The following is a 20,304-nucleotide window of genomic DNA, read 5'->3' as shown; positions in this document are numbered from 1 at the left end:
CATTATCTATTGGATAGCCGATTATTCTTTATCGAAGCTATCGACTATGATGGCGCCCATAGAGGCCGGCATGGCGATCAACAGGGTGCGTTTCAGCGCCAGTAAGGGATCGCTCAGTAATGGCCATTTATCCAGGGCCAGCAAGACGACACTCACCACCAGCAGGGTCAGGGCATAAGCCAGCAGGATCCGCAGCCAAAACACCCACACCCTGGCCTTGATGTTGGCCTGAAACACACTCTGATAGGCAAACAGGGCGATAAAACTCAGGCTCAATACCACCACCAGTACCAGATTTACTACCGGTAGATTGGCCGCCAGCATCCAGGCTTCCTCGGAAAAGGAGATGGGCACGGACAAGGCAAAGGCGCCTATGCTGATCTGGCCGAGATCCTCGGCGTTGAAATAGAGTTTGGTCATGCCTGGGTATCGAACTCGTAGCGGCTCAAATGATGATAAATTTGTCCGGGGGCTATCCAGGGATCGCCGTGCAGTTGTGGCTGATTGGCAGCGTCCGGCAGCATTTGTGGCTCGAGACAGACGCCCTGCCAGGCCTTCAACGCCTGGCCCTTACGACCCTTGACGTCTTCGAGCCCGGCGCCGGTGTAAAGCTGCACTCCGGGTTGATTGGTATACAGTGTCAGGCCGCGACCCGATAGCGGCGCGCTCAAACGGCCCACACGCCAGAGCTCATCTTTCTGTTGTCGGCTGATAAAGCAGTGATCCAACCCTTGGCTGGCGGCCAGTTCCGGCTGCCCCAGCAGTGCTTTGAGAGTCTTGCCCTGGCTGAGATCCAACATGCTGCCTTGGGTATCGATTATGCCGCTGGGAATGCCTTCGGAATCGGTTGCCAGGACTCTGCTGCTATCGAGTTGCAACTGGTGCTCAGCGATATCCGCCCGGCCATCGAGGTTGAAATAGCTGTGCTGGGTCAGGCTCACCGGGCAGTCTTGGCTGCTTGAGGCCATAAACTCAACAAACAGGTTGTTGCCCGCCAGACGATAGTCCAGCTGTACCCGGCATTCACCGGGAAAGCCCATGTCGCCATCCGGGCTTATCAGGCTGAGGCGCACCCCGTCCGGCAGTGTGCCCAGTTGCCACAGGCGCCGATGAAAGCCTTCGCGGCCGCCATGCAGGCAGTGGCCGTTGAAGTTCTTATCCAGAGAAAAAGTCTTGCCGCGGCAGTTGATTTGACCTTGCTTGATGCGATTGGCGTAACGCCCAACAGCGGCGCCCAAACAGGCGTCCTGGGCCAGATAATCGGCTGCAGAGTCACAGCCAAGCACGATATTGGTTCGTTCACCGTGGCGATCCGGCGCCCACAGTGAGCGAATAATGCCACCGAGACTGAGCACTTCCAGCGCCAGAATGCCGTTGTCGATTCTGACTCTTTCTATCTGGCCGCCGCGGGGATCTTCCCAACTGTCGAGTGCGCTGAAACGTATCATCTGCTAGTTCCTTTTGGCTTTAGGGCTACAACTCAGTCCAGGCGGCTGGCTCCGTCGCTGGGGCTGCATAGGTACACACTGGCCTCCAGCTCGGTTTTAGCCGGATATTGCTGCTCGACGGCGGCGATCACCTTGTCGGTCAGCTCATGTTCCACCAGGGCGATGACGCAGCCGCCAAAGCCCTTGCCTGTCATCCGTACTCCGCCGCGTTCGCCGACGACTTCGGCTATCAGCTCCACCAGGGTATCTATCGCCGGATGGCTGATTTCAAAGTCATCGCGCATCGAGCGGTGTGATTCGGCCATCAGTTTGCTGAGCCTGGCGATATCTCCCTGCTCCAGGGCGCGGCAGGCGCTCTGGGTGCGTTGGTTTTCACTGATCACATGGCGGGCGCGGCGAAAGGCAACCGGGTCCAGTTCATCTTCGGCGCTTTGCAACGCCCTGAGTGACAAGTGGCGCAGGGTATCCAATCCGAAATGACCGGCCACCTGTTCGCATTGCAAGCGGCGTTCGCCAAACTCTGTGCTGTGGGCGATGGAGGGTAAGCCGGAATTAATGATCAGCAGGCTGAGATCGTCTGGGAAGGGCACGCTCTCGCAGTCCAGATCCAGGCAATCGATCAACAGTGCCGCACCGGCTTCGGCCATGGCACAGGTGATCTGATCCATTATGCCGCAGCCATAGCCGACATAGTGGTTTTCACCCCGCTGCGCCAGTTGTGCAATCGCCAGCGGCGACAAGTGCAGTTGACTGGTGTCATTGATGGCGGTGCCGAAGGCGATTTCCAGCGAAGCCGATGAGGCCAATCCGGCGTTGGCCGGCACATTGCCGATCACTGCCAGGTCCAGGCCGCGAGCCGGCAGGCCACTCTGGGCCATGGCCGAGGTAAAGCCCTTGAGATAACTGACCCAGCCCTCATCCTCGCTCATGCTGCCTTCATCGCCATAGTGCCATTCAAAAATGCCGGGAAAGGCAGCCGATACGGCGCGGAACTTGTTATCGTCACGGCGTTTGACCGCGATTATGGTGTGAAAGTTGATTGCCGCCGGCAGCACCAGACCTTCGTTATAGTCTGTGTGTTCCCCGATAAGGTTGACCCGCCCGGGGGCCTGATACAGGGCATCCGGCTTGGTGCCGAAGGTTTTGACAAAGAGTTTGGTAACGCTGGGGGCAGGATTCGACATGCTCTTATGGATTCCGCAAAAAAACGCTCGAACAGCAACATAAATGACTGCTTTTCTGTTGTTATATCATTTCTGTCACTGAGGTGTAAGTGAGATTTTTATTCGGATTGCGCCCAAGGGCAGATTAAGGAGATATCTATGGGAACAAGAGAAAAGCCTCACTCGCCGCTAGCGGACAGAGTGAGGCTAAATGATGCCGAAAAATATCAGGATGCGGCTTCCTTGGCGGGCGATTCATTGACGGTTTCGGCCGCCAGCAGTTCACAGACCACATGCTCAACGAAACCGGCACCGGCGGCCTCGTAGAGGTTATAAACGCTGTGAACGCCGGATTCGCGCAGGGCCACGGCATCATCACCATACTGCACTATGGCGCTGATCTTGCCTTGGTAATCCAGTTTCTTGAGCTGTTCAACCGCAAACATGTTACCCGCATGGTACGGCATCGCCAGCAGCACAAGTTCCAGCGCCGGAGCCCGGTCGAGTTTTTCCCAGAAGTCGGTATCCGAGGCATCGCCCTGTACCACATTACGCCCTTGCTCGCGGTGGAAGTCCACCAACTCCTGTTTGTGTTCTATGCCGAGGATCTCACCATCAAACCTGGCCTTGAGTTCATCGTAGGCGCCTGAACCTATGCGCCCCATACCCAGAATAAGGAAGCGCGGATTGCCCACGGGGATCTGCCTGTCTTCCGGATGCAGTGGGTGCTTCTCGAGCTTGACCAGCTTCTGCTGATACTTCTGGTAGATGCTGCCCACCATGGCGTTGAGCGGCGCCGCCAGCACGAAACTCAGGCTCAGGGCCACAGCAATGATCACCAGCCATTGGGCGGGCAGCCAGCCTTTGCTGGTGGCCACTGCAGCCACAATCAGACCGAACTCGCTGAAGTTACCCAGGTTGAATGAGCCCAGCATTGAGGTCCGAGAGCGCAGTTTGAAGCGGGTAAGGATATAGACAAACAGCAGAATTTTCAGCGGCACCAGAGTCACCAGCAGCACCGCCAGCATAATATCTGTCATGCTCGGCAGGCCGTTGAGGCCTATGGTGAGGAAGAAGGCCACCAGAAACAGTTCTTTAAAGTAGAACAGCGACTTGGCCAGCTCGGATGCCTTCTTGTGCCCGGCCAGCAGTATGCCGATGATCAGCGCGCCGAGATCCGGTTTCAGCCCCACAGACTCAAACAGCCAGGCACCGACGACCAAAGCCATTACCAGGCCGAAGAGCACCAGGAGTTCACCGTGGCCGACCTTGTCAAAGGCCCTGTATATCAGCGGCTTGGCCAGAGGCAGCAACAGCAGCGCCAAGGCCCATATCGACGGAAATTCGCCCTTGGAAATAGTCAGGAATAATACGGCAAAGATATCCTGCATGATCAGAATACCTATGGCAACCCGGCCGTAGAGAGATTGCATATCGCCTTTGTCTTCCAGCACCTTGACCGCAAACACAGTACTGGAAAAGCTCAGGGCAAAGGCCAGCAGGGTCAGTTGTTCGACCGTGAGATTGGTCAATTGCACCAGGCCAATCAAGCCCAGTAGCTTGAGAATGGGGACAAAGATTACCATGGACAACATCAGGTGCAGGCTGGAGCCTGCCCAGACTTCGGCCTTGAACAGGCTGCGGATATCCAGCTTGAGACCTATGGCAAACAGCAGCAGGGTCACACCCAGACTGGCCAATTGGTTGAGCAGCGGCAGGCTTTCATTTTCTATGCCCATGGTATAGAGCACAAAGCCGGCGGCCAGGTAGCCGATAAGCGGTGGTAAATTGATACGGTTGACCAGCATACCGCAGGCCAAGGTAATAACGAGAATTGCAGGTTCCATTTTGCTCTTTCAGGAAGGAGGCTAGCTGTTTAAAGAGTATTCTATAAGAAGAGCATTAAATTTAAATAAAAAAGCGAACTTATCTGCTGATAAATTCGCTTTTTCAGAAATGTCGGCGTGTTGAACGCTAGTTTTTGAGCAAAATATCCAGGTGGGCGGCAAACTCTTTCGGGCCCATGAAACCTGTCACTCTCAACTCATTCTTCAACTGGCCCTGTTCATCAATAAACAACAGTGTCGGCAGCCCCAGCACATCGTAGGCCTCCAGCAGAGCGACATCGGTTTCATCCATGGCGGTCACATCGGCTTGTAGCAGCAACATCTGTTCCATCCGCTGTTTAACCTCGGCATTCTTGAAGGTGATCTGCTCAAACTCCTTACAGGCCACACACCAATCGGCGTAGAGATCCAGCATCACCGGCTTGCCGGCCGCCTCGGCATCCGCCAGTTCGGCCTTGAAGTCCTCAAGCGACTTGATGCGCTTAAAGGTATGATGCTCGGCTTGCTGTTGCCCCATGAAGTGGTAACCCATGGCGCTCATTACCGCCTGGAGGCCATAGGAGAAGCTCGACAGCAGCAGCAGGGTCAGGATCACGCTGCGCACCGTCTGTTTCCAGTTGAACTGGCTCAGCTTGTTCTGGTGCATCAGGTAGCCGACAAAGACGATGGCCCACACAGACCACATGAGATCCGACACCAATCCAGGCCAGATGCGGCCCAGCATTATGATGGACACGGCCACCAGCAGGAAACCGAACACATGCTTGATGATGTTCATCCAGGTGCCGGCGCGCGGCAGCAACTTACCGCCCGAGGTGCCTATCAGCAGCAGTGGTAGTCCCATCCCCATGCTGAGGATGTAGAGGGTCAAAAAGCCCTGCAGCAGATCGCCGGTTTGCGCCACGTACACGAGTACTGCCGATAAAGGCGCCGTGGTACAGGGCGAGGCCACCAGGCCCGAAAGTACACCCATGACGAACACGCCCAGCAGATTGCCACCCTTTTGTTTATTGGAGAGGCTGTTCATCCTCTGCTGCCAACTGGCGGGCAGGCGCAGCTCATAGAGGCCAAACATAGACAGACTGAGTACCACGAACAGCACGGCTATGGTGATAAGCACGGCCGGATGTTGCAGCGCCGCCTGATACTTGAGGCCTGCCGAAGCCACCACCAGCCCCAGCAGCGAATAGGTAATAGCCATACCCTGCACATAAGCCATCGACAGGGTAAAGGCTTTGCCGGTAGAGACTTTCTGCCCCTGGCCGACAATAATCCCCGATAGAATGGGATACATGGGGAACACGCAGGGAGTCAGCGCCAGACCTATCCCCAACACGAAGAAGGTCAGATAGTTGAGCAGGGTGCTGTCACCGGAGAGCAGTTTATCCAACAGGTTATCCTGTTGGGTCACCGCCTGGCCCTTGGGAGCCGCCTGGGCATCTGCGCCCTTGTCGGCATCGGGCAGTATGCCATCATTGGCCGCCACAGGTTTAAGCAGGGCGTCACGGGTGGTGGGCGGGAAGCAGAGCTTGCCCTCGGCGCAGCCCATAAAGGTGACGGACAACTTGGCGGCTTCACCCGCCTCCTTAATGGCAAGCGGAATTTCGATGAAGGAGTAGTACACCTGCTGCTCACCGAAATACTCATCCGTGTGACCCTTGCCCTGAGGCAGGGCTATCTCGCCCAGTTCACCGCCATCTATGCTGAACTTGAGTTTATCGCGGTACATGTAGTAGCCGTCGGCTATTACCCAACTGAGCTTGACCTTGTTGCCTTGCTGACTGAAGTCGAAGGCAAAGGCCTGATCCACGGGCATCAGCTCAGGTTCACTCTTGAGAAAATCGAATTGCTTGTTGCCAAAGATCCCATCGGCCTGAACCAGCGGGCTGAGAAGCAACAGGCTGCCTAGCAGCAGGGTAAGTATTTTCTTCATAGCTTAGTGTTGTCTTTTATCCAATCCAGATAGGCGGGCAGCCCATGGCTGATGGGCACAGCAATAATTTCAGGTACTTCATAGGGATGCAGTTCGAGTATTCTCTGCTCCAGCCTGGGGTAGGCGCTGGCCAGACACTTGAGCTGCAGGCTGACTTCAGTCTCCTGGCAGAGTTCGCCCTGCCAGACATAAAACGAATCCACAGTCTGGCTCACCTGAGCACAGGCCACCAGTGACTCACGCACCAAGGTTGCGGCCAGGCTCTTGGCACTGTCTGTATCCGGGCAACTGCAAAAAACCAGCAGCGCTTGTTGAGATTTTATGTCCATAATGAGCGGGTTAAATTAAACCTGACTTAAGCCAAGGGGATTAAAATCGAGCGTCTACTTTACGTGTTTTGCCGCAAGCTTGCATTAAGGCTTTGCTGAAACAGTGAGCTCAGGCGTCAAACCCGGGGCAGGCTGCGGACTTGAAATCAGACCGAGTTATCCCCATTTAGTTTTCAACTACTGTAAAAAATGAGGCCTACATGCCATTTCTGATAATGTTTATCATCTTTGTGCTGATCCCTGTCGTCGAACTCTCGGTGCTTATCCGGGTCGGCGAAGTTCTGGGCAGCTGGAACACAGTGGCATTGGTGATCCTCACCGCGGTGGTCGGTGTTTCTCTGGTTCGCAGCCAAGGCTTGAGTACCCTGATGTCGGTACAGAAAAAGTTGGCCGCCGGTGAAGCGCCGGGGCAAGAGATAGTCGAGGGCATGATGCTGGCCATGGCCGGTATTCTGCTGCTTATTCCAGGGTTTGTTACCGACCTTATCGGCCTTATCCTGCTGACTCCAATCACCCGGGCACCGCTGGCGCGTTATTTTTATCAGCGGATGCAGCTCAAGGTGGTTGCCGGTGCTCAGTTCAGAGCCGGTACCAACCCCTTTGAACCACCTCATCAAAGAGGTCAGGGCGGTGATGTGTTCGAAGGTGAGTTTGAACGCAAGGCCGACCCTTCCGATAAGCGTCCCGAGAGCCATCAGCTGGAAGAAGAGAGCCATCAGCTGGAAGAAGAGAGCCATCAGCTGGAAGAAGAGAGCCATCAGCCGGGTGGAGAGAGCCATCAGCGAAGTGAAAACAGCCCTCAGCAAAGTGAAAAAGGCCATCAGCCGCAGGATACGGAAGATAAAACAGACCAAGATGATAGTCGGCCTGGTAACGCAGGTGATCGGCACAAACACTGATAAAAAAGACCTTCCGCTCGGAAGGTCCTTTTTATTTACCCCTCATAACTTGCAGCGCTGACTGGAAAACATTTATCACTCATTTATCGCTATGCCAGTGGCTATCGCGGCACTTGAATGAGTGCGCCGTAGCAGTGGCCGCGGCGTCAGTTTAAGGATGCTGTCGCGGCAACTACTGCGGTGCATACTCTCAGCTTTCTGGAGTCGCCAAGTGCTTATCCCTCATTGGGGCAGGGGGATTTGATTTTTTGCGGTTCGCTGATATTGCTGGCCAGATAATAGCTGGCAATACCCATGAGTATGTTGGTCAGCGGCAGCGCCAGCATCAGGCCTTTTACCCCACCTAGGAAGGCGCCCAGCGCCGCCAGTGGCAGCATCAGCAGGAACAGGCGGCACAGATTCAGTACCAGCGAGGCCATGGGCCTGTGGTAGGCGTTGAGCGAGGTGGCCACTATGATCACCACGCCAAGAGGGCCGTAAGCGGCGGGCAACACCAGAATATAGAAGCTGAGCCATTCCAGCACCTGAGGGTCGGTACTGAACAAGGCGGCAATCTGCGGCGCCAGCAGCGCCAGCGGAATATACAGCAGGGTCTGGAACAGGAGCACAAACTTCAGCGCCAGCAGCAATGCCTCGCGGGCGCGCTCCTTCTGACCGGCGCCCAGATTCTGGGCGATAAAGGGCACCAGGCTGGAAGACAGCCCCATCACCACAATCAGCAGCACAGACTCCAGCCGGGTACCGGCACCGAAGGCGGCCACCGCAGCGTGATCTATCCTGGCCAGCATCGCCATCATCACGGCATTGGCCAGGGGGTTGATCATATTCATCAGCGCCGCCGGTTGGGCGATATGGGCCAGCTGTTTCCAGTTATCGACAAAGCGACTTAAACACCAGCCCGCGGCCACCAACATATGGCGTTTGACCACCAACAGATAACTGGACAGCGACAGTGCCATTAACCAGGAGATCAGGGTCGCCACGGCGGCGCCTTGAATTTCCAGCCTGGGAAAGGGGCCGATACCAAAGATAAGCAGCGGATCGAGGATCAGGTTAATCAGCGCCGCCAGCGACAAAATCGCCGCCGGGGAACGGGTATCGCCGGTGGCCCTCAGGCCCTGATTACCCACCATCAACAGCACCAATAGCGGCGCCCCCAGATACCAGAGGTTCATATAGTCATGCACCAGCGGCAGTATGTCGTCTTTGGCGCCGAGCAGGGAAAACAGCGGCTCGATAAACAAACTGCCCAGCAAGGAAAGCCCGGCAGTCAAAATAAAGGTCAGCAGCAGGGCATCATGCAGAAACACCTTGGCTTTGGGGGCGTGCCCGGCGCCTATCAGGCGGCCAAGATTAGTGGACACACCGGCGCCTATGCCGATGGCAATACTGGATACCACCAGGGTCACAGGGAAGGTGAAGCTGATCGCCGCCAGCGCCTCTGTGCCCAGCTTACTGATGAAGTAGGTGTCTACCAGATTGAAGCCCAGCACGGTGAGGATCCCTAACATGTTGGGAACACTCATATTAAGCAGTACACGACCTATCGGCTGACTGAGCAGCCCGTGTCTGTCTCTCATGGCCCGTATCTGCCTCTTGTGAAATGGATGAAGGAAATCGTGCGGAAGCGCGATTCTAACAGGATTGCCCCGGCTTTAAAAAACGAGGGTCAAAAATTTTCAAAAAATTTTGAGCTGTCCCCTTGGAAGTGCCAAATACGGCCCCCATATAAGCCAACATCAAGCGGCTAAAGCCAATTGGCATGGCCGCCTTTTACATCAACCATGAACCGCCTCATATTGGGCAAAAATCATTAGGAGAATCCATCGATGAATATTCGTCCATTACATGACCGCGTGATCGTCAAACGCCTGGAAGTTGAAAGCACTTCGGCCGGTGGCATCGTACTGACCGGCAGCGCAGCCGAAAAGTCTACCCGTGGTGAAGTACTGGCTGTTGGCAATGGCCGCATCCTCGAAAACGGTGACATTAAGCCATTGGACGTGAAGGTAGGTGACGTAGTGATCTTCAACGAAGGTTACGGTGTCAAGAAAGAGAAGATTGACGGTGAAGAAGTCCTGATCCTGTCAGAAGCTGACCTGATGGCCGTAGTGGAATAAACCACTCACAACCATTAAAGACCTTCCAAAGTAATCGAAAAATTTAAGGATAATCAACATGGCAGCTAAAGAAGTAAAATTTGGCAATGACGCTCGCGTAAAAATGCTGGCGGGCGTGAATGTTCTGGCTAACGCAGTTAAAGTCACTCTGGGCCCTAAAGGCCGTAACGTCGTTCTGGACAAGAGCTTCGGCGCACCACTGATCACCAAAGACGGTGTTTCCGTTGCTAAAGAGATTGAACTGGAAGACAAGTTTGAAAACATGGGCGCGCAAATGGTTAAGGAAGTTGCTTCCAAGGCCAACGACGCTGCCGGTGACGGTACCACTACCGCCACAGTACTGGCCCAGGCTATCGTGACCGAAGGTCTGAAAGCCGTTGCCGCCGGCATGAACCCAATGGATCTGAAGCGCGGTATCGACAAGGCCGTTATCGCCGCCGTTGCCGAGCTGAAAGCCCTGTCTCAGGACTGCTCCGACTCCAAGTCTATCGCTCAGGTAGGTACCATCTCTGCCAACTCTGATGAGTCTATCGGTGAAATCATCGCCACCGCGATGGAAAAAGTGGGCAAAGAAGGCGTGATCACAGTTGAAGAAGGTCAGGCGCTGGAAAACGAACTGGACGTAGTTGAAGGTATGCAGTTCGACCGCGGTTACCTGTCTCCTTACTTCATCAACAAGGCTGAAACCGGCTCTGTTGAACTGGACAACCCATTCATCCTGCTGGTTGACAAGAAGATCTCCAACATCCGTGAGCTGCTGCCTATCCTCGAAGGCCTGGCCAAGACTGGCAAGCCACTGCTGATTGTTGCCGAAGACGTTGAAGGCGAAGCCCTGGCGACTCTGGTAGTGAACAACATGCGCGGTATCGTTAAAGTGGCTGCCGTTAAGGCGCCTGGTTTCGGTGACCGTCGCAAGGCCATGCTGCAGGATATCGCTATCCTGACCGGTGGTACTGTTATCGCCGAAGAGATTGGCCTGGAGCTGGAAAAAGCCACTCTGGAAGATCTGGGTACCGCCAAGCGCGTGGTTATCACCAAAGACAATACCACCATCATCGATGGCAGCGGTGAAGAGTCGCAAATTCAAGCCCGTGTTGCCCAGATCAAGCAGCAGGTTGAAGAATCGACTTCCGATTACGACAAAGAAAAACTGCAAGAGCGTATGGCCAAGCTGGCCGGCGGTGTTGCGGTAATCAAAGTCGGTGCCGCTACCGAAGTGGAAATGAAAGAGAAGAAAGCCCGCGTTGAAGATGCGCTGCACGCTACCCGCGCCGCCGTTGAAGAAGGTGTGGTTCCTGGGGGCGGTGTTGCCCTGGTTCGCGTTGCCTCCAAGATTGGTGAGCTGGACGTGAGCAACGAAGATCAGAAGCACGGTGTGGTTATCGCCCTGCGCGCCATGGAAGCCCCACTGCGCCAGATCGCTACCAACGCAGGTGAAGAAGCCTCTGTTGTCGCCAACAACGTCAAGAACGGCAGCGGTAACTATGGTTATAACGCCGGTAACGACACTTACGGCGACATGCTGGAAATGGGCATCCTGGATCCAACTAAGGTTACCCGCTCTGCGCTGCAGTTTGCGGCCTCTGTAGCCGGTCTGATGATCACCACCGAAGCCATGGTAGCCGAGCTGCCAAAGGAAGAGGCTGCGCCTGATATGGGCGGTATGGGTGGTATGGGCGGAATGGGCGGCATGATGTGATCCTAGCTGGTTAAAATCGTCTATAGCGGCGTTATCTTGCCACTCGTTTAGTTCACTAAACGTCGCGGCAAGATGCCTGGCTCTAAAACGATTTTTCCTGCGCTAGACGCAATGTCGGTCTTAAGCTCAGAAGCTTAGAACTTAAAAAAGCCCCGATACTTAACAGTATTGGGGCTTTTGTTTATTCCGAGAAAGGAAAAGGCTCGTGCCTCGAACGCGGGCCTTTTCCATTTCAGTGGTTTCTGCCAAGGGCGGGGGAGTGGTTTGGGTTTGCAATGGCTTCCGGCTGATTGTGCAACTCATTGCCTGCCGCAGGCCTTATGCATATGCGCCTCAGTGACACGCTGTGAATACATCCTTGTAAGCTCGGCGCCAACATCCATGTTGGCGACGGTCACTGATGCGCATATACCGGGTGATTTGGTGCGACCTGCGGGTGAAGTGTTATGGCTGTCCTTACTCTTTTTCGAACGCGGGCCTTTTCTATTCCAGCGGTTTCTGCCGAGGGCGGGGGAGTGGTTTGGGTTTGGAATGGCTTCCGGCTGATTGTGCCACTCATTGCCTGCCGCAGGCCTTATGCATATGCACCTCAGTGACACGCTGTGAATACATCCTTGTAAGCTCGGCGCCAACATCCATGTTGGCGACGGTCACTGATGCGCATATGCCGGGTGATTTGGTGCAATCTGCGGGTGAAGTGTTTTGGCTGTCCTTACTCTTTCTTTTTTGGTGCAGTTTGCGGGTGAAGTGTTTTGGCTGTCCTTACTCTTTTCGGTGAATACATCCTTGTAAGCTCGGCGCCAACATCCATGTTGGCGACGGTCACTGATGCGCATATGCCGGGTCATTTGGTGCAATCTGCGGGTGAAGTGTTATGGCTGTCCTTACTCTTTTTATTTCATTCTTATATATATTTTATAAATTAACTGTTAAGAGAGTTGTTTAACACTAACCTTAAGTTGTCTAATGTATTACTAATATAAGTATCAATCAAGATTGTATTCTTGGAATAAACCATTGCCATGGTAATTGAAATTAATATTACACAAAAGCTTATTCCAAGTATGGTGATGCTTTTTGTAGAGTTGTCTTTTTCGATACAATCTATTGTTGTTTTGTCGAATATACCATCTAAATCTTCTTGATTTAAAATGTCAGTGTATCTTTCTTTAAGTTGATCTAGTCCGTTTCTGTGAGTGTTTATTCTGTTTTTTAATTCAAAGTTCGACATGCAAATATAAACTATTGCAAAAATTAAAAATACAACGCTTAATATTCCGATGTCAATTCTATATAGGGACTCAAATTTTCCTTTGTCAATTCCTGTGAAGACTACTGACATAAAGTAAAATGACATTATAGCCATAATGGCTCTTTTTATATCAGTTTTATATGAGTCTATACTATCTATGACTCTGTTGGATAGTTCAAAAATAAAGTCTGAAGTTTTATTTTTGACATCTATATATCTTTCAACATTGTCTTTTAAATATATCTGATAATTTGAGAATAAAGTCACTCTTAATTTTTGATTGAAAATATCCTCAAATTTCTTAGAGCTATCACTAATGGATATTATATTTCTAAGTATTCCCAGTTTTGCTACAAACTCTTTTGTTGAATATATAAATTGGAACAAAGTTCTAACTATGTCGCAATTTTCTTCGGGAAGATTTTCGATATGAATACAGTAGTCCCGGTATCCATAGAAATAATAGTTTTTATTATCTGCGTCGAAGTCGTTAGCTAAGAAAAACAACATTGATATGGTTGACTTTTCTATGAAGCATGATTTCAAAGGTTCCTGTAGTTGTAATGCTATCTGATATATATCATCAGGGTTTATTTTTTCCTCTATGAGTTTTGATAGTTTTTCCATTTTGTTCAGTGGTATTGTTTGAAATCCATCAAGATCATTTCTTTTGTAATCTATTTCAGTATTTGTCTGCTCAATTCTAAGCTTGTTGTTTTTTAAAACTAGAGACTTATGGATTTCGTATAAAAAGTCTTCTGGATGAAGTGTTGCTAAGTAATCAGTGAATACAGTTTCATCAAAAATAGTGAATGTTTTAAGATTACTTTTATCAACGCGTGCTCTGATTTTTACTTCTTCGTCATCTGAAATTTTATCATTATTTAAATGTTCAATTAGCGCTTCTATAGAATTTACGGTGTTTTCTGGTTCATCATTTACGATAATGTCAAAGGAAACAGATTCAGTCTGGAGGATATTAGCAAAATTGTTGGTATCTATTGTGTTGTTCTGGTTAAGTAAAATTGTTTTCTCATACCAACAAAGGTTTTCTTGAGAATTGGTATTCATAATCAATCCTTAAGAGATGGGAAATCTGCAAAGCCATTGTCTGTTCTGATGACGACGTACTTTATGCCTTTTATTTTGTGAGAGAATATTCTTTCCATATTCCCTTTTTTTGTAGTTATTACTATGTCGTCGTCAAGTTTAAATGATTGTTTTAGATTGTTTTTTATTAATTTGTTGTCCAGGTTGAATATTCCGTCAAATGTTCCACCTTTAATCTTCTTTTCAATTTCTTCCGAAAGTTCTTTTTGTATTTCTTTGGGGCAGCTAAATGTATAGTTTCCTGTTAAATCATTAAAGAAAGTAGATGAGTCAAATTTTTCTTTTGTGGCAAAGTAAGTAATGAGTGAGTTAAGCATTGTATATTTATCATCACTGTGTTCTTTTAATACTCTATTTATGACCCTTTTGAATTCTTTGAATGAGTTTTTTGTGTTGTCTTGGTCTGTATTTATATCGTCTGCTTTAAGGAATTCGTCAACCCAAAACCTTGAAATCCTTGAGTTGGTGTCTGAAACTTCTATTGCACTATTTATTTTTTTCCTTCAATTTTAAACAAGGCTGCTTTTAGCAAACCTTTTTCTTCAGGAAGCCCTTGGTTTTTAGTTAGATTTTTCTTGCTAAAATACGACTCGAAATCTATTTTGGCTATAAGAATATAATTTGATGACTGGATGTTGTATTTTGAAATAATCAGACTGCCTTGCTTTATTGGTGTGTTTGGGTGTCTTTTGTCATAATTCTTTTCTGATTGCAATAATTCTTTTGCGATTTCTCTAGAGTATTTCACCTGAAGATCGTTCTTTGCAATTTCTTCTATTACTAGTTTTATGTCTGAGTCGGATCTGAATTTATATTTTTTTGTTGATGTTGATGAGTGAATTTTTCTAGTTAATTCATCAATGAAGTTAGAGAAATCGCTACTGTTGATATTTCCTGGTGCAGACTCAGTAGGTGATGGTGCTGCTTTGTCTATTTCATATACTTTAATGTTGAATCTTTTAGGAGGAGTTCCTGTCATAGTATTATGCTTCCGTATATTATTTTATATCTCTAATTAGAAGGGGTATAGATATATGGTTTAGGTGTTTTTCTAGTTGTTAAGTCACTTTACTTTCCACTTTTTTTGGCTCGTTTGCTCTCTCTTATCCACATGACTGAACCGTTTGTTTTACGCATCTCGAAAAGGTCTATGGCGGCGAAGAGATCGCTGAGTTTCTTGAAGCCATAGTTTCTTTGGTCGAATGAGCTGTGGTTCGAAATGTGAGAGCCAATTGGGCCGAGTTGTGCCCAACCATCGTCCTCTTCTGTTGCCTCTATTGCTTGTCGTAGCAGATTAATCAACTTAGTATCGCCTTTTAGGTTTTTCTTGCGGGGAGCGGTGATTTTTGTGGTTGTGGGAGCGGCTTTAGATTCTTTTTCTGGTGCCGGTTCTAAGGCTTTCTCTATAGGCAATTCTACTTCGGTTTCGACTTCGGTTTCGACTTCGGGTTCTGCATCTAGGTAGAGGAAGCGGGAGCAGCTGTTAACGAATGCGTTGGGGGCTTTACGCTCACCAAAGCCGAATACGGTTTTACCATCTGAGAGCACTCTGGTGACCAAAGGGGTGAAGTCGCAGTCAGAGGAGATGAGACAAATGATATCTATGTCCTTGGTATAGAGTATGTCCATTGCATCTATCACCAGTGCAATGTCGGTAGCGTTCTTGCCTTTGGTTAGGTCGAACTGCTGAATCGGTTGAATGGCGTATTCGTGCAGAATATCTTCCCATTGCTTCAGCCCCGGGCTTTTCCAGTTACCATAGGCTTTGCGTATGCTTACCACACCATGTTTGGCCAGTTCTGCCAAAATGACATCGAACTTTCGGGCAGGAGCATTATCGGCATCAATAAATACGGCGATTTTTTCTCTTTCTTTCATGTTGTTAGTACTTGGTTTTATTAAGTGTTGGTTAACTCTGGCTCTTGATTGCTGAGAAATAAAAACCGCATACCGAACCTATAATCGCCCCTGCAAATGCAAGTATTTCAGAGAAGTATTTGTTCTCAAATAGAGCCGATACGCCGATGATACCTAATAGGATTATTACTAGAGAAATCGCCAATAGGGGGGCTATTCGCTTGTTCATTCTTTCTGTTAAAGGTTCTGCTTTTCCTATGCCACCGCATGAACCACAAAGCAGTCCATGTTGATTTCGTCTGCGCCAGAATGGTAGTTCATTCTTCTTGGCACAGACTTCACACGAGGTGTTATCTTTTCCACTACTGCAGGTTCCTGTACCAGAGCAGTGCTTGCAGTCGTATAGGTTGACTTTGACGTCTTGCATCTAGATTCATTCCTTTGAAAATACAGCGCTAAGATTGATTTTTTGGTTAGGGTTCAGCTATTCCGAGGTCGGGAGCGAGCCCATTGCGCCGAGATACTACTGAGGTGGGTGGAATAAGCTTGGCAACTGGCGTCCACTGAAATGCGCCGCTATTACCCGTAATTTGACGCTACCGCCCCTGATTTTGGCTATCAGACAGCAGTTTCCGTCATGTTGAATATTCTTTTAAAACAACGTTTAAGCTAACAACTTGTTGCCGGTGAAACCTTAGCCTTGGTCACAAGTTGCACAGCCGTTAAAGTGGCTTGGGTCAGAGAGGTGTTTGAGGTGAGGTGTTGAAAGCTTATCCTTGCCTTTTGCCTGCTCGGGTGAGAGCGGCTTCCATCCCTGATTGTTGTTCTCACTTTAGCTAGCGCTTAAGTATTGCTTTTCGTTGGTTTTTTGTTAAAAGCCTAGCCAATCCTACAGTATTGCTGCGGTGAAAAACAAGCTTTACCGCATGGGGTTTTGTTGTGCGGTTTGGCTGAAGTAACTTGTTTGAGTTGCCTGCTGAGTTGCCCGTTTAATTTGCTCGCTTGAGTTAGCAGCTTCAGTGAATGGTTTTGCTGGCCTGTTAACGGGCAAAAAGTGGCTGGCGGGGAGCGGCGATGATTTTTAGGGAAAAGTGAACGGTTTTAACCGGTTTTTGAGGATGTTGCAGCAGTTGCTGCCGGGTTGAGATGTTAGTATCGGTGGCTTGAATCTGTTCTGTTGCTGCAGCGGTTTTTTGTGGCTGTTGCTGTATGGGGCTTTGGAAATAGTAGAGAAAGTTATCGGGATTGTGTAGTGAAAGGAAAAGTCGTTTCGTATGTCTCATCTAAAAAATTTGGCTTTATCAATGGGGATGATGGTGAAAGCTATTTTCTGCATGTTTCGGCGCTGGTGAACAGGAGTGATGAGGCTAAGCTGGTTAAGAATGTGCTGGTCGAGTTTGACCCTACGCCAACTCCCAAGGGATTGTCTGCCAAGCAGGTCCGTATTCCTGAGGTCTATATAAGAGAACGACTGCTGAATTTCTTCACCTCCAAGGGTAGCAACCCCAAGCATGGTGACGCCGCGTTGCGCTTGCCTATTTCGACCCGTTTTTTCAAAGATCCGGCCAAGGGGCGCCAATATATAGAGCAACTGGCTAAGCAGTGTGGCTGTAATGCCGTGCTCGGGCTCGAGTTTGAAAAGAAGACCTTCTCTGAAGGCAACTATCGCTTTACCGGCCATGCTTTCAAGGGGGAGCTGGCCCTGGTCACTGAAAAGCAGCCCTGCGACACCAAAGAGATGGCCCTTGCTGCCGAGCGGCAGTTGCAGCAAAGAATACAGGCGGCGGAGCAGGCCTTTGGGCCGATACAAGAGGCTGAGCTTAAGGCCAGACAGAGCCAGCTTTCCGGTTGCCTCGGCAGCGCCGTCGCCGTGCTTGCTGTGGTGGCTATTCTGCCCGCGGCGATTATTGCCGGTATCGCCGGTCTGTTCCCGCAGTAACAGACATGGTGACTTCAGCTTGAATGGATGAAAAAGTGTACTTAACTACACTTTGCGTCGTTCTTATGGCCCCATTAACTCCATATGCATCGGGCGCTTGGATTAAGATCCGCAGAAAGGAAGCGGCATTCACTCAGTAAGTGGCGGCAATGCTTTGTGGTGTCACCAACAAAACCTTGATCCGGGTAGAGATGGCTGAAGATGTCCATATCTCTACTGTCTTCAAGATACTCAATGGTTTGGGGTTCGTTTGCTGGCGCAGCCCAAACCTGATGTTGATTTGACTGGGTGTTACTGGATATGGGTGGTACTGGATATGGGGGTATAAGTGGACCCGCAAACCTTGTCTTGGATATGCATCTTGGTGACCGAATCATAGGTGAGTTGTTATTTGATGCCGCCTAGAGCTTTGCCATTAGCTATCGCCGGTATATTTCCTTGCTGAGGGAGGTTATTGTTTCAGCGCTTCTCTGTCTCTTGGCCGAGCGACAGATAAGCGGCGAGACTAAGCTCTTTGCTTAGTCCTTTGCTTATCTGCCTGTGCGGTCTGTCGGCGGTTTAACTCAAGGTCGGCAAGTGTCAGAATTGCCACCTGAACTGCACATCTGGGACTTGCAGATACCTGAGCTCGTTCACCAGCTTGTCTTTTTCATTCAGCAGCTGTTTTTTCTTCTCCAGGGTGCTGGCCTTGTCTGTCATGGACACCAGCTTCTGATCCAGATCGCGGATTTGATAATCTATCTGACGCAGGCGGCTGCGGATCTCATCGGCACGTTTGTTGAGCTGGTATTGGTGGTAGCCGGCATTGTACTGTTCGACAAAGGCGTTGCTGGAACAGACACCGGCATAGCCTTCACCTGCCAGGCCGACTCGGTAGCCATTTTCCGGCTGACAGTAGTTTTGCAGCCCCTGTAGATAGCCATTGCGCCACTCGCCATGATCAACCCGAATGCCGAACTCGGCACAATCTTCGGCATAATCATTGATCCTGCTGGCATGAGCGCCATTGTTGCCATCCTGAAGTCCGAGGGAAAACCAATCTGAGTTTTGGCATTGGTTGAGGTCGAGTGAACTGCATTGGGTCAGCATGAGTGCGCTCAGTGCCAATAAGATATTTTGGTATTTCATTCTGTAAATGACTGCTTATTAGTTGAATAAGCCTAATCCGTGGCGAGGAGTCGGCATAATACAGCTATTAGCTCCAAACCTGATACGTTTTAATACAAATTTACAATTTAGCCTCGAAAGGGCCCAACATGTTCGCCGGATTGACCCAAGTATCAAACTCGGCCTCTGTTACCAGTCCTGACTCCAACGCAGCTTGCCTCAGACTAATGCCTCTTTGGTGGGCATCCTTGGCGATTTGGGCCGCCTTGGCATAGCCTATGTGAGGATTGAGGCTGGTGACCAGCATCAAGGAGCGCTGCAGCTGCTTGGCTATCATCTCGCGGTTGGGTTCCAGCCCCGAAGCGCAGCGCTCATCAAAGCTCAGACAGGCATCACCCAGCAATTCGGCGCTTTGCAGCAGATTGGCGGCAATGAGCGGCCGAAAGACATTGAGCTGAAACTGGCCGTTGCTGGCACCTATGCTGACGGCGAGATCGTTGCCCATCACCTGAGCCGCTACCATGGTCAGCGCCTCGCACTGAGTCGGGTTAACCTTGCCGGGCATTATGCTGGAGCCGGGTTCGTTGGCAGGCAACTGCAGTTCCCCTATGCCGCAACGGGGGCCGCTGGCGAGCATGCGAACATCATTGCCTATCTTCATCAGGCTGACCGCCAGGCGCTTGAAGGCGCCGCTGAGCTCGACCATGGCATCGCTGGCACTCAGTGCCTCGAACTTGTTGGCCGCGCTGACAAACTGCTCACCACTGAATGACGATATCAGTTCGGCGGCACGCTCGGCATAACCTGCGGGAGCATTGAGCCCTGTCCCCACGGCTGTGCCGCCAAGGGCCAATTCACGGCAGTTTGCCAACGCCCGCTCTATGGCGCCTATGCCTTTATCCAACTGAGTCACCCAGGCACTGATCTCCTGTCCCAGGGTCAGCGGGGTGGCATCCATAAAGTGGGTGCGGCCGGTTTTGGGAATATCGGCAAACTGTTGTGACTTGTGTTTTAGGCTATCGCGCAGCGCAGCTATGGCCGGCAGTGTGTGCCCGCAGGTCTTGAGTACCACGGCAATATGCATGGCGCTGGGGAAGGTATCATTGCTGCTTTGGCTGCGATTGACATCATCGTTTGGGCTCAGGCTGATGGCCTTGTGTGCCAGCGCCATGCCGCGATTGGCTATTACCTCATTGAGGTTCATATTGGTTTGGGTGCCGCTGCCGGTCTGCCAAATGACCAGGGGAAAGTGCTGCTCCAGTTGGCCCGCCAAGATTTCATCACAAACTTTGGCGATGAGCGCCGCCTTGTCCTTGGGCAGTTGCCCAAGCTCGGCATTGGTCTGGGCTGCGGCTTTCTTCAACAGGGCGAAGGCGTGGATGATGGCCTTCGGCATACTCGCTTGCGGGCCTATGGGGAAGTTTTCCAGACTGCGCTGGGTTTGGGCGCCCCAGTATTTGTCTGCTTCGACCTTGACCTCGCCCAGGGTGTCGTGCTCAATCCGATATTGCATTGTCGCCTCCTGTCGTCTGTTGCCGTCCTCAGCATAGCATGGCCTTTGGGTCTCTCCTGAAATAATCCGCCGGGTTTCCCGGTCTGGG

18 protein-coding genes and 1 pseudogene are annotated in these 20,304 nt (G+C 50.7%); 5 read left to right on the top strand and 14 right to left on the bottom strand.

The window, feature by feature from the left end:
• Positions 1–21: 21 nt before the first annotated feature.
• The 6 genes from CX650_RS10040 to cutA all read right to left on the bottom strand — a co-directional run bounded on the left by CX650_RS10040 (position 22) and on the right by cutA (position 6,720).
• A complete protein-coding gene (locus CX650_RS10040; RefSeq protein WP_039033512.1) occupies positions 22–420 on the bottom strand; it encodes a DUF2391 family protein in 399 nt (132 codons plus the stop codon).
• Positions 417–1,448 carry an aldose epimerase family protein gene (locus CX650_RS10035; RefSeq protein ID WP_101095715.1) on the bottom strand — a complete coding sequence of 344 codons (1,032 nt, stop codon included), beginning with the start codon at positions 1,446–1,448 and terminating at the stop codon, positions 417–419. The genes CX650_RS10040 and CX650_RS10035 overlap by 4 nt, the downstream gene beginning before the upstream one ends.
• 32 nt (positions 1,449–1,480) lie before the next feature.
• Entirely contained in the window at positions 1,481–2,632 is a 1,152-nt protein-coding gene (gene galK, locus CX650_RS10030; RefSeq protein ID WP_101095714.1) for a galactokinase, read from the bottom strand.
• 206 nt (positions 2,633–2,838) lie between these two features.
• Positions 2,839–4,458, bottom strand: coding sequence for a cation:proton antiporter family protein (locus CX650_RS10025; RefSeq protein ID WP_025887992.1), 1,620 nt, complete (start codon positions 4,456–4,458; stop codon positions 2,839–2,841).
• A 127-nt stretch (positions 4,459–4,585) separates the two neighbouring features.
• A complete protein-coding gene (locus tag CX650_RS10020) occupies positions 4,586–6,391 on the bottom strand; it encodes a protein-disulfide reductase DsbD (RefSeq protein WP_101095713.1) in 1,806 nt (601 codons plus the stop codon).
• Complete coding sequence (gene cutA / locus CX650_RS10015) at positions 6,388–6,720, bottom strand: divalent-cation tolerance protein CutA (protein ID WP_037475009.1); 333 nt, start codon at positions 6,718–6,720, stop codon at positions 6,388–6,390. Before cutA ends, CX650_RS10020 begins: the two co-directional genes overlap by 4 nt.
• A gap of 200 nt (positions 6,721–6,920) precedes the next feature.
• Here cutA and CX650_RS10010 point away from each other — a divergent pair, with 200 nt between their 5' ends.
• On the top strand, positions 6,921–7,619 hold the full coding sequence (locus tag CX650_RS10010) for an FxsA family protein (RefSeq protein WP_101095712.1): 699 nt from the start codon (positions 6,921–6,923) through the stop codon (positions 7,617–7,619).
• Between the two features lie 215 nt (positions 7,620–7,834).
• On the opposite strand, the gene CX650_RS10005 is transcribed toward CX650_RS10010, so the two are convergent.
• Positions 7,835–9,199 (bottom strand): MATE family efflux transporter, encoded by a 1,365-nt coding sequence (locus CX650_RS10005; protein WP_101095711.1) that lies wholly within the window; start codon positions 9,197–9,199, stop codon positions 7,835–7,837.
• Between the two features lie 249 nt (positions 9,200–9,448).
• Between CX650_RS10005 and CX650_RS10000 the strand changes: the two genes are divergently transcribed.
• Both CX650_RS10000 and groL read left to right on the top strand, forming a co-directional pair.
• Positions 9,449–9,739, top strand: coding sequence for a co-chaperone GroES (locus CX650_RS10000; protein ID WP_025010152.1), 291 nt, complete (start codon positions 9,449–9,451; stop codon positions 9,737–9,739).
• 58 nt (positions 9,740–9,797) lie between these two features.
• Positions 9,798–11,438, top strand: a complete 1,641-nt coding sequence (gene groL / locus CX650_RS09995) for a chaperonin GroEL (protein WP_039033505.1) — start codon at positions 9,798–9,800, stop codon at positions 11,436–11,438.
• Between the two features lie 922 nt (positions 11,439–12,360).
• On the opposite strand, the gene CX650_RS09990 is transcribed toward groL, so the two are convergent.
• From CX650_RS09990 to CX650_RS09970, 5 genes are all read right to left on the bottom strand, one after another.
• Positions 12,361–13,761, bottom strand: a complete 1,401-nt coding sequence (locus CX650_RS09990; protein WP_101095710.1) for a hypothetical protein — start codon at positions 13,759–13,761, stop codon at positions 12,361–12,363.
• Between the two features lie 2 nt (positions 13,762–13,763).
• On the bottom strand, positions 13,764–14,117 hold the full coding sequence (locus tag CX650_RS09985) for a hypothetical protein (protein ID WP_101095709.1): 354 nt from the start codon (positions 14,115–14,117) through the stop codon (positions 13,764–13,766).
• Positions 14,118–14,290: 173 nt separating this feature from the next.
• Positions 14,291–14,779: a nucleoid-associated protein gene (locus tag CX650_RS09980; protein ID WP_101095708.1), complete on the bottom strand. Its 489-nt coding sequence runs from the start codon at positions 14,777–14,779 to the stop codon at positions 14,291–14,293.
• Positions 14,780–14,868: 89 nt separating this feature from the next.
• Positions 14,869–15,678, bottom strand: a complete 810-nt coding sequence (locus tag CX650_RS09975) for an NYN domain-containing protein (RefSeq protein WP_101095707.1) — start codon at positions 15,676–15,678, stop codon at positions 14,869–14,871.
• A gap of 31 nt (positions 15,679–15,709) precedes the next feature.
• Positions 15,710–16,084 (bottom strand): molecular chaperone DnaJ, encoded by a 375-nt coding sequence (locus CX650_RS09970; RefSeq protein WP_039033500.1) that lies wholly within the window; start codon positions 16,082–16,084, stop codon positions 15,710–15,712.
• Between the two features lie 825 nt (positions 16,085–16,909).
• Here CX650_RS09970 and CX650_RS09965 point away from each other — a divergent pair.
• Both CX650_RS09965 and CX650_RS20375 read left to right on the top strand, forming a co-directional pair.
• Positions 16,910–17,596: a cold-shock protein gene (locus CX650_RS09965; RefSeq protein ID WP_101095706.1), complete on the top strand. Its 687-nt coding sequence runs from the start codon at positions 16,910–16,912 to the stop codon at positions 17,594–17,596.
• 65 nt (positions 17,597–17,661) lie between these two features.
• Positions 17,662–17,924: pseudogene (locus CX650_RS20375) on the top strand (helix-turn-helix domain-containing protein).
• Between the two features lie 251 nt (positions 17,925–18,175).
• On the opposite strand, the gene CX650_RS09955 reads toward CX650_RS20375, so the two are convergent.
• Both CX650_RS09955 and fumC read right to left on the bottom strand, forming a co-directional pair.
• Entirely contained in the window at positions 18,176–18,724 is a 549-nt protein-coding gene (locus tag CX650_RS09955) for a DUF2799 domain-containing protein (protein WP_101095705.1), read from the bottom strand.
• 100 nt (positions 18,725–18,824) lie between these two features.
• The gene (gene fumC, locus CX650_RS09950) at positions 18,825–20,216 is read right to left on the bottom strand and encodes a class II fumarate hydratase (RefSeq protein WP_101095704.1); all 1,392 of its coding nucleotides are present in this window, start codon (positions 20,214–20,216) and stop codon (positions 18,825–18,827) included.
• Positions 20,217–20,304: the final 88 nt, after the last annotated feature.

This window comes from Shewanella indica (assembly GCF_002836975.1).
In the GTDB taxonomy this organism is placed as follows: Bacteria; Pseudomonadota; Gammaproteobacteria; order Enterobacterales; family Shewanellaceae; genus Shewanella; species Shewanella indica.
This window is presented reverse-complemented; position numbering and strand designations above follow the sequence as displayed.